This window comes from Leptotrichia sp. oral taxon 879 str. F0557 (genome assembly GCF_000469385.1).
GTDB lineage: Bacteria > Fusobacteriota > Fusobacteriia > Fusobacteriales > Leptotrichiaceae > Leptotrichia > Leptotrichia mesophila.
On the sequence record NZ_KI271335.1, the window covers coordinates 20,658 to 27,239 of the forward strand.

General features: G+C 29.6%; 6 protein-coding genes. 3 read left to right on the plus strand and 3 right to left on the minus strand.

The window, feature by feature from the left end:
* Positions 1-251: 251 nt before the first annotated feature.
* The 3 genes from HMPREF1552_RS07255 to HMPREF1552_RS07265 form a co-directional block, all read right to left on the minus strand.
* Positions 252-1,205 carry a hypothetical protein gene (locus HMPREF1552_RS07255; protein ID WP_021744491.1) on the minus strand — a complete coding sequence of 318 codons (954 nt, stop codon included), beginning with the start codon at positions 1,203-1,205 and terminating at the stop codon, positions 252-254.
* A gap of 39 nt (positions 1,206-1,244) precedes the next feature.
* Positions 1,245-2,276, minus strand: coding sequence for a rod shape-determining protein (locus HMPREF1552_RS07260; protein WP_021744492.1), 1,032 nt, complete (start codon positions 2,274-2,276; stop codon positions 1,245-1,247).
* A gap of 95 nt (positions 2,277-2,371) precedes the next feature.
* On the minus strand, positions 2,372-3,262 hold the full coding sequence (locus tag HMPREF1552_RS07265; protein WP_021744493.1) for an alpha/beta fold hydrolase: 891 nt from the start codon (positions 3,260-3,262) through the stop codon (positions 2,372-2,374).
* 582 nt (positions 3,263-3,844) lie between these two features.
* Between HMPREF1552_RS07265 and HMPREF1552_RS07270 the strand changes: the two genes are divergently transcribed.
* From HMPREF1552_RS07270 to aphA, 3 genes are all read left to right on the plus strand, one after another.
* Entirely contained in the window at positions 3,845-5,263 is a 1,419-nt protein-coding gene (locus HMPREF1552_RS07270; protein ID WP_021744495.1) for an NADP-dependent glyceraldehyde-3-phosphate dehydrogenase, read from the plus strand.
* 95 nt (positions 5,264-5,358) lie between these two features.
* Positions 5,359-5,517 carry a hypothetical protein gene (locus HMPREF1552_RS12575; RefSeq protein ID WP_021744496.1) on the plus strand — a complete coding sequence of 53 codons (159 nt, stop codon included), beginning with the start codon at positions 5,359-5,361 and terminating at the stop codon, positions 5,515-5,517.
* 205 nt (positions 5,518-5,722) lie between these two features.
* Positions 5,723-6,445 (plus strand): acid phosphatase AphA, encoded by a 723-nt coding sequence (gene aphA / locus HMPREF1552_RS07275; RefSeq protein ID WP_021744498.1) that lies wholly within the window; start codon positions 5,723-5,725, stop codon positions 6,443-6,445.
* Positions 6,446-6,582: the final 137 nt, after the last annotated feature.

The following is a 6,582-nucleotide window of genomic DNA, read 5'->3' on the forward strand; positions in this document are numbered from 1 at the left end:
GAGCCAGGGTTGCAAGGGAAATGGCGACTGATTTCCCTTGCTTTATGAAAAGAAAAAACATAAGATTATGAAAAAATATTTATTAATAATAAACAGTTTTTCATAATCTAAATAAAAATCCCTTATATGGATACTTAATGACAAAATTTAATTAAAGGATAGAATAGCACAATATTGTAAAAAAATAACTTTAATTTCATGAATTTTTGGTATTTGTTCTTTAAATGGGAAATAGTATTAATTTATTCTTTTTAAGAACTTTGTAAAATATCAAAAAAGTTAAAAATCACACTTTTCACATTTACATTGCTTCTAATGCTGTTTTTCAAATTTATCAGTTTTTTCAATTTGTCTGCTTCCACAGAATGTTTTGCGTTTATAATGATTTTTGAAAGGAAATTTATCAGAAATTCCTTTTCCTTTTTTAGTTCATTTTCGATTTCATTTATAAAAAAATATACGTTTTCAATATCCCAGAAACGTATTCGCTGTGATAACAATTCAATACTTTTATTATATTTTATCATCAGATCTAGATTATTTTTTATAACCAGTTCTCCAGTTGTGTAATTTTTCATTTCAAAAATAATTTGTAAAATATCTTCCACAGTATTAATTTGAAACTGAATATCATCAAGTGAGAGATTTTGCCTTTTAAATTCTAAAATATCGTTTTCATTTCCATCAAAGAAATAGTAGATTTCCTTGCTGACTCTCAGTTCATCGTTATTCATTCCAGATAGATGAAATTTGATTGTACGGGATTTTATTGTAGAAATGATGTTTAATGTTCTTGATAGAAGTATGAAGTATACATTTTGCGGAGGCTCTTCCAAAATTTTTAAAAGAGCGTTTGAAGATTCTTTTCGCAAGTTTTCGATTCCGCACAGGATAAATATTTTTTTTGGCGAATTAAAGGAAGATTCTATTGATGAGTAGATGATTTCCCGCACTTCGTCAATTTTTATGTTTTCATTGTTTTTATTTATTATTTCAATGTCAGGATGCTGGAAATTGTCAATAAGCCGTTTTATTTTCTCTTTTTCAGAGTCATTCTGCACATCCTTTGTCATAATCATTTTTGAAAACATTAGTGCATAAGAAAGCAAGTCAACTCTCTTATCACCATAAAAGAGGTAACTTGCACTTATTTTATCTTGATTTATTTCATTTTTAAATTTTTCAGTTATTTCCTGTAATTTCATTTTTTCTCATTTTCTCTTTTTTTTTATCAACAACAAATATTAATTTTCTTTCATTTGAAGAGTTCTCAATAATTTCTTGTTGTCAAATGCGGCTCCTCCACCTAAAACTACTGAATCCAATGGATTTGGAGATAAGAACACCTTGATTCCAACTTCTTTTTCCATCATATCAATAAAGTTTTTGATTAGCGAACCTCCACCAGTCATTACAATTCCGTTGTCCAAAATGTCTGCAGCAAGTTCAGGAGGACATTTTTCAAGAACTTCTTTTGTAGAGTTTACAATTTGGAATAAAGAATCTTCAATTGCTTCATAAATTTCGTTTGCATTAATTTCCACAGTGTTAGGAATACCAGATTCCAAATCTCTACCTTTTATCTCCATAACTTCAGGTGATTGAACTTTTATTGCTGTAGCCATTTCTTTTTTTATTTTTTCAGCAGTTCTATCTCCGATTAGCAAGTTATATTTTCTTTTTACGTATCTTACAATATCTTCATCAAATCTATTTCCAGCGATTCTGATTGATTTGCTTGCGATAATCTCATCAAGTGAAAGAATTGCAATATCAGTAGAACCTCCACCTATATCGATTACCATACTTCCTTCAGGTTGTGAAATATTTACACCTGAACCGATAATAGCAGCTCTTCCTTCTTCAATAATGTATGTTTTTTTAGCACCTTTTACTGCATCAAATAAGGCTTTTCTTTCCACACTTGTAACTTCAATTGGTACGCAGATCATTACTTCGGGTTTGAATAATGAATTTCCATAAATTTTATGAATGAAGTATGTAATCATTTCCTTTGTTGAGTCAATATCTGCAATAACTCCGTCTTGTAAAGGCTTGATAGCTTGGATACTTTCAGGAGTTTTTCCTAACATTTCTCTAGCTTCTCTTCCAACTGCAATTAATTTTCCAGTTTTTCTATCTCTTGCAACTACAGATGGTTCATTTAACACTATTTTTTTTCTTTGCTTATCATAAATTAATATGTTCGCAGTTCCCAAATCTATTGAGATACTTTTATTTACTCTAAATATTTTTACAAAATCAAATGCTCCCATTTTTCCTCCTATTAAAATTAACTTTCTTAATTATATCATATTTTTCGATAAAAATTTATTATTTTTTGCAAATTTTTTAAATTTTTTGTTATAAATTAAAAATCTTTTGCATTTAACCACTTCAAAATTTCATCATAAATTTCATGTTTATTTGTTTCATTGAGCGATTCATGCCGTCCGTTTTTATTTTCAAGAATATTTATTCTTCTTTTTTTCTTTCTTAATATATTAAAAATTTTACTGATATATGGAATGTCAATTACTTTGTCATTAGTTCCATAAACAGCCAATATTTTTGCATGTTCATCTAATTTTTTATAATTTTTGTTAATAAATGACATTGTAGAAAAAATTCCAGAAAAAAACTTTGGTGTAACAGGATAGCCGCAAAGTTCGTCATCTTCATATTTTTTATTTTCAGCCTCATCTCTTGTTAACCAGTCAAATTTAGTTGTATTTGGCTCAAATACTGAATTCCATTTTTCAAAAATTTTGTTAAATGCAGAAACTTTTCTGAAAATAATTCTTTCCAAAAGAGTAGCAAGTTTTCCACCGATGACTTCTAATTGGCTTTTTAAAGGGAAAGCTGACAAAATAAAGTATTTGTATTTATTTTTTATTCCCCATTGTATTCCAATAAGAGCTCCCATACTATGTCCGAGAATAGTTGTATTGCTTGGAGTCGCTCCAACTTTACTCAGAATTTTTGTGAAAAAGTTGTCAATATCTTTAAAGACAGATTTTATACCACCTTTTCCAAAATCTCCAATTTCACCGTCCTTCAGCTCGCCATGGCCACGAATTTCCATAACAAACACATTATATCCATTAGAAGCCAAAAATTCTGCAAATTCAGCATATCTGTCAATAGGCTCTATCATTCCATGAAATATAACAACATTATTTTTATATTTTTCTCTTTTTGATTCAAAAAATAAATAAGGAATTTTTTTATTATCAAAACTTTCAAAATATTGTTTTTCCATTATTTTCCTTTCTGAAAAAATATTATCAAATACTCAATCTTTCAATAATTTTAAACAAGTATTCATATTCATTATAATATAATATTATTTTTTTTGCAATTACAAATTTTTTTCTTACAGATAAGCAGAAAGTGAAAACATCTTTAGGTGTCAATAAGTAAAAACCCACAGATTACTATATCTGTGGGCAAACGGAGATTGGAGGCTAAAATTATTATTTGCTAAAATAGAAATAGAAAATTATGGCTATAATAACAGCAAAGATGAAATCTCCGCTTATCACAATCTCACCTCCATTCTGTGTCAACTGGGCGGTGAAGCCCAAAGTACTATAACATAAAAAAATACTCTAATCAATTATGAGTAGAGCATTTTTTACACTTTTTTGTTAATACAGAATATTTTTCTCCGTTTTTTATATATGTTTATTATATCACATACTATTTTATCAGTCAATCAAATTTCTATTACTTTTTCAGAAAATGGAAAATATGAAAAATATATGAAAAAAACTATATTAATTATGAAAAATATATGCTAAAATATAAAATATAGAAAAATAAAAATAAGGAGGAATTTTTAATGAATTATAAAAATTTAGTAAATGGAGAATGGAAAGACTCTAAAAATACAATAACTATTTATTCGCCAATAAATGGGGAAGAACTTGGAACTGTACCAGCTATGTCAAGAGAAGAAGTTGATTATGCTATGGAATCTGCTAGAAAGGCTCTACCTGCTTGGAGAGCATTGTCAGCTGTAGAAAGAGCGGCTTATTTGAATAAGGCTGCAGATATTCTTGAAAGAGATAAAGATAAAATTGGGGAAAACTTGGCAAAAGAAGTGGCAAAAGGAATTAAGGCTGCTATTTCAGAAGTAGTAAGAACGGCGGATTTGATTAGATATGCTGCAGAAGAAGGACTTAGAATCACAGGTGAATTTGTAAATGGTGGTGGATTTGAAGCTGGAAGCAAGAGAAAATACGGAGCAGTAAAAAGAGAGCCAGTTGGGGTTGTACTTGCAATCGCACCATTTAACTATCCAGTAAACTTATCAGCGTCTAAAATTGCACCAGCATTAATTGGAGGAAATGTAGTAATTTTTAAACCGCCTACACAAGGTTCAATTAGCGGATTGTTATTAACTCAAGTATTTGCAGAAGCTGGAATTCCAGCAGGAGTATTAAACTCTGTAACTGGAAAAGGTTCTGAAATTGGAGATTATTTGATTGAACATAAAGAAGTTAATTTTATAAACTTTACAGGAAGTACACCGATTGGGGAAAAAATTGGAAAACTTGCAGGAATGCGACCAATTATGCTTGAATTAGGTGGAAAAGACGCTGGAATCGTATTGGAAGACGCTGATTTAGAAAAAGCTGCAAAAGATATCGTAGCAGGAGCATTCAGCTATTCTGGACAAAGATGTACTGCTATCAAAAGAGTGCTTGTAATGGACTCTGTTGCTGATAAATTGGCTAATTTGATAAAAGCAGAAGTTGAAAAATTAACTGTGGGAGACCCTTTTGATAATGCTGATATTACAACAGTAATTGATACTCCATCAGCAGACTTTATCGAAGGATTAATAAAAGATGCAGAAGAAAAAGGTGCAAAAGCATTGACTACAGTAAAAAGAGAAAAAAACTTAATATGGCCAGTAGTTTTTGACAATGTAACAACTGATATGAGAATTGCTTGGGAAGAGCCATTTGGACCAGTATTACCAATTATCAGAATAAAATCTGTAGATGAAGCAGTAGAAATTGCAAATAAATCAGAATATGGACTACAATCAGCAGTATTTACAAAAAATTTCCCATTGGCATTTGAAATTGCTGAAAAACTAGAAGTAGGAACAGTTCACATAAATAACAAGACTCAAAGAGGGCCTGACAGCTTCCCATTCTTAGGAATCAAAGGTTCAGGAGCAGGAGTTCAAGGAATAAAATATAGCATAGAAAGCATGACAAGAGTTAAATCTATTGTATTTGATATATAGGAATTTGAGAGATGTTTTCTTTTGGGAGAACATCTTTTTTTTGACTTTTAATTTTAAAATTTTAAATAACAAACTATTTTTCAGGAGGTTTTCCTATGAAAAAGTTAAAAATATTTATAATATTAGCTTTATTTACATTAATGGCTGCAAGTTGCTCCTATTTTAAAATTCCCAAAAAAATGGAAGATAAATCAGGGAATATATGCACTTATACAGCAAAGGGAGAATTTATAGGTTGTAAACCTATAAAATAGCAAAAATTTTTTTAAGAATATAACAATTCAAAGAAAAGGCTTAATCTTTAGTGTACATTAGACTAAAGGATGTACTTTCTCCAAGAGATAAAGTAAAAAATTTAGAAGTATATTTGGAAAAATTTTTAGAGAAAAAAAGAGAATGTTTTGAAAAATGGAATAAAATTATATTTAAAAAAATAAAAAATATATAGGAGGAAATGTTATGAAAAAAGCATTATTATTTTTATTTGCTGCATCTGTAGTATTTGCAGCAGGACCAAAGGTTCCTTATACTCATGAGGGATTTTATTCAACAGATAAAGTTCAGAAGGCTGTTCATTTTGTGTCTGTTGATGATATTAAGAAAAGTTTGGAGGGTAAAGGTCCAATTAATGTAAGTTTTGACATTGATGACACATTGCTTCATTCAAGCGGATATTTTATCTATGGGCAACATTATTTCCAAATTCCAGGAGATAAAAGAGGAGCTGTAAGTTACCTGTACAACCAAAAATTCTGGGATTATGTAGCTGAAAATGGAGATGAACATTCAATTCCAAAACAATCTGCAAAAGACTTGATAAAAATGCACTTGCAAAGAGGAGATAACGTATTTTTCATCACAGGAAGAACAAAACATTCAAAAGATAAAAACTACACTTCTACAAAACTTTCTAAAACATTGCAAAGATACTTTGAACTACCAAAAGAAGTTTACGTAGAATATACAGCTGACACGCCAACAGGTGGCTACAAATATGACAAATCATTCTACATCAAAAAACACAATGTCTCAATCCACTATGGCGACAGTGATGATGATATCCTAGCCGCAAGAGAATTAGGAATAAGAGGAATAAGAGTTCAAAGAGCTTACAACTCTACAAATCCACAAAAAATGAACGGTGGCTATGGAGAAGAAGTTCTAATAAACTCTGCGTGGTAAAAATAAAAAAAGTTTATAACAAACATTTGAGGGTGTTTCATAAGTCAAAAATAATTTTATTAACATGCAATATTATATATTTTTAAAAATAGATCTATTCGACAACCTTGTATAAAGAACAATACTAGTGATGAAAA

Coding starts and splice junctions, on each gene's coding strand:
- HMPREF1552_RS07255 (WP_021744491.1), bottom strand. CDS start 1,205: ATGAAATTACAGGAAATAACTGAAAAATTTAAAAATGAAATAAATCAA.
- HMPREF1552_RS07270 (WP_021744495.1), top strand. CDS start 3,845: ATGAATTATAAAAATTTAGTAAATGGAGAATGGAAAGACTCTAAAAAT.
- HMPREF1552_RS12575 (WP_021744496.1), top strand. CDS start 5,359: ATGAAAAAGTTAAAAATATTTATAATATTAGCTTTATTTACATTAATG.
- HMPREF1552_RS07260 (WP_021744492.1), bottom strand. CDS start 2,276: ATGGGAGCATTTGATTTTGTAAAAATATTTAGAGTAAATAAAAGTATC.
- aphA (WP_021744498.1), top strand. CDS start 5,723: ATGAAAAAAGCATTATTATTTTTATTTGCTGCATCTGTAGTATTTGCA.
- HMPREF1552_RS07265 (WP_021744493.1), bottom strand. CDS start 3,262: ATGGAAAAACAATATTTTGAAAGTTTTGATAATAAAAAAATTCCTTAT.